We start from the raw sequence: 3153 nt of genomic DNA on the forward strand, positions 1-3153 counted from the left end.
CCCGGGCCGCCGGGCACCAGCAGGGCCAGCGCGCCCGCGCCGAGCATGGCGGCGGCCAGCCAGAGCAGCAGCAGGGCGCGCGAGCGGGTCATGGCGGCTTCGCACCCGTCCCGGCCATGGCCTCGGCCCCCGTCCTCACGGGCCGACGAGCTGGCCGCCATCCACCACGATGCACTGCCCCGTCACCCAGCTCGCCCGCGACGAGGCCAGGAAGGCGACCACCTCGGCCACCTCCTCCGGGCGGCCCAGCCGGCCGAAGGGGATCGTGGCCAGGGTGTCGGCATAGAGCCTCTCCCCCGCCAGCCGCCGCTGCTCCCACATCCCGCCGGGGAATTCGATGGAGCCCGGCGCCACGCAGTTCGCGCGGATGCCCCGGCGCGCCAGCACCTTCCCCTGGCTGCCGGTGTAGTGGATCACCGCCGCCTTCACCGCCCCATAGGGCGCCGAGCGCGCCGAGGCCCGCATCGCCGAGATCGAGGCGATGTTGACGATGCTGCCGCCGCCCCTCTCCCGCGGCGAGGCCTCCAGGAAGGGCAGCGCCGCGTGGCTCGCCCGCACCACCGCCATCACATCGACATTCAGCGAAGCCGCCCAGCCCGCCTCGTCATCCGACATGCCGAAGCCCGAGGCGTTGTTCACCAGCACGTCGATCCCCCCCAGCGCCGCCGCCGCCTCGGGGATGTAGCGGACGATGTCCGCCTCCCGCGACAGGTCCGCCACCCCGGCATGGGCCGGGCCGCCGAGCGCCGCGATCTCCCGCCGCGTCTCCTCCAGCGTCCCGGCGCCGCGCGCGCAGATCGACACCGCCGCCCCGCGCGCCGCGAAAAGCAGCGCCGTGGAACGCCCGATGCCCCGGCTGCCGCCCATCACCACCACGCGCCGCCCCGCGAATTCCTGTTCCATCAGTCCGGACTCCCTTTCAGCCACCACCGCCCGGCATGACTCCCCCGCCGGGCCGCGTCCATCCTTGCAGCGCGGTGCCGGGGGCGACAGATAGGGCCGGAACCATGCCCGTCACCCTCGCCCCATCCCGGCCCGCCGCTGCCCCGCCGGCCCCCGACGCCGCCCGCGATGCCATCCGGAACGAAGCCCTGCGGCTGGGCTTCGACGCGGTGGGCTTCGCCCGGGCACATCTCGGGCCGGAGGTGCGCGAGCGCCTCGCCGCCTTCCTGGAGGCCGGGATGCATGGCGAGATGGGCTGGATGGCCGAGCGGGCGGAACAGCGCAGCCATCCCCGGGCGCTCTGGCCCGAGGCCGTCTCGGTGGTCAGCCTCGGCATGAACTACGGGCCGGAGGACGACCCGCTCGCCAGCCTGTCCCGCCCCGACCGCGGCACGGTCAGCGTCTATGCCCGCCACCGCGACTACCACGACGTGGTGAAGAAGCGCCTGAAGGCCCTGGCCCGCTGGATGGTGGACCGCTTCGCCGGCGGTGAATCCGCCATGGCGCTCAAGGTCTTCGTGGACACCGCCCCGGTGGCCGAGAAGCCGCTGGCCCAGCAGGCCGGGATCGGCTGGCAGGGCAAGCACAGCAACCTCGTGTCCCGCGCGCACGGCTCCTGGCTCTTCCTGGGCGAAGTCTACACCACGCTCGACCTCGCCCCGGACAGGCCGGAGACGGATCATTGCGGCCAGTGCCGCCGCTGCCTGGACGCCTGCCCGACCGGCGCCTTCCTCGGCCCCTACCGGCTCGACGCCCGCCGCTGCGTCTCCTACCTCACCATCGAGCACAAGGGGCCGGTCCCCGAGGCGCTGCGCCCGCGCCTCGGCAACCGCATCTATGGCTGCGACGACTGCCTTGCCGCCTGCCCCTGGAACAAGTTCGCCCATACCGCCACCGAGCCGGCCCTGATCGGCCGCGAGGACCTCGCCGCCCCGCGCCTGGCGGAACTGGCCGCACTGGACGACGCCACCTTCCGCGCCCTCTTCTCGGGCTCCCCCATCAAGCGCATCGGCCGCGACCGCTTCGTCCGCAACGTGCTCTACGCCATCGGCAATTCGGCCGACCCCGCGCTGCTGCCCGAGGCACGCCGCCTCGCCGGCGATCCCGACCCCGTGGTGGCGGAGGCCGCCGCCTGGGCCGTCTCCCGCCTGGAGGACATCACCCCATGACCGACAACCTTTCCGGCGACGGCGCCCTGGTCCTGTTCAGCGGCGGCCAGGACAGCGCCACCTGCCTCGCCTGGGCGCTGGACCGCTTCGCCCATGTGGAGACGCTGGGCTTCGACTATGGCCAGCGCCACCGGGTGGAGCTGGAATGCCGCGACACCTTCCGCCGCCGCCTCGCGGAACGCTTCCCGCACTGGGCGGCGAAGCTCGGCCCCGACCACACCCTGCCGCTGGAGGCACTGTCCCAGGTCTCCGACACCGCCATGACGGCGGAGATCGCGATCCGGATGCGCGAGGACGGGCTGCCCAACACCTTCGTCCCCGGCCGCAACCTGCTCTTCGTCACCTTCGCCGCCGCCCTCGCCTATCGCCGCGGGCTGCGCCACCTCGTCGGCGGCATGTGCGAGACCGACTATTCCGGCTATCCCGACTGCCGCGACGACACGCTCAAGGCCCTGCAGGTCGCCATCAACCTCGGCATGGAGCGCCGCTTCGTCCTCCACACGCCGCTGATGTGGCGCGACAAGCCCGCCACCTGGCGCCTCGCCCACGACCTCGGCGGGCAGGCGCTGGTGGAGATGATCGTGGAGGACTCCCACACCTGCTACCTGGGCGACCGCACGCATCGCCACCGCTGGGGCTATGGCTGCGGAACCTGCCCCGCCTGCGAGCTGCGCGCGCGCGGCTGGGAAGGCTTCGTCGCGCAGCCGCTGGGCTGAGGGAAGCCCGGCGGCGCGGGCCGGGTCCGGGAGCCGGGTCCCCGGGATGACGCCCCCGGTGGGGCACATGACTGCGGCGCGGCATTTGCAAGCAATTCTCACTTGCTAAACGCCGCGCCAGGAGCGAAAGACAGCCCGACATTGCTGCGGCGCCATCTTTCTTCCCCAGCCGGGACTTCCCTGGGCCGGGGCAGCGGCGCCGCGCCCTTGTGCGTCGCCTTTCACCGGAGATCCGCATGCCGCAGCCCCGAACCCGGAACAGCCTCCTCCGGTCCGGCCGCGCCAACGCGGAAAGCCCCTCCGCCTTTCCCTGTCTCTTGATCACA

Annotated in this window: 3 protein-coding genes; 2 read left to right on the top strand and 1 reads right to left on the bottom strand. The window is 73.2% G+C overall.

The annotated features are described in order from the left end of the window. Positions 1-135: 135 nt before the first annotated feature. Positions 136-903, bottom strand: a complete 768-nt coding sequence (locus tag ROTAS13_RS21815) for an SDR family NAD(P)-dependent oxidoreductase (RefSeq protein WP_019459595.1) — start codon at positions 901-903, stop codon at positions 136-138. A 104-nt stretch (positions 904-1007) separates the two neighbouring features. Between ROTAS13_RS21815 and queG the strand changes: the two genes are divergently transcribed. Both queG and queC read left to right on the top strand, forming a co-directional pair. Further along, positions 1008-2111, top strand: coding sequence for a tRNA epoxyqueuosine(34) reductase QueG (gene queG, locus ROTAS13_RS21820; protein WP_019459596.1), 1104 nt, complete (start codon positions 1008-1010; stop codon positions 2109-2111). Next, positions 2108-2827, top strand: coding sequence for a 7-cyano-7-deazaguanine synthase QueC (queC, locus tag ROTAS13_RS21825; protein WP_019459597.1), 720 nt, complete (start codon positions 2108-2110; stop codon positions 2825-2827). Before queG ends, queC begins: the two co-directional genes overlap by 4 nt. The last annotated feature ends 326 nt before the right edge of the window (positions 2828-3153 follow it).

Origin of the sequence: Roseomonas sp. TAS13 (assembly GCF_001950415.1) — a bacterium.
GTDB classification, from domain to species: Bacteria; Pseudomonadota; Alphaproteobacteria; order Acetobacterales; family Acetobacteraceae; genus Roseomonas; species Roseomonas mucosa.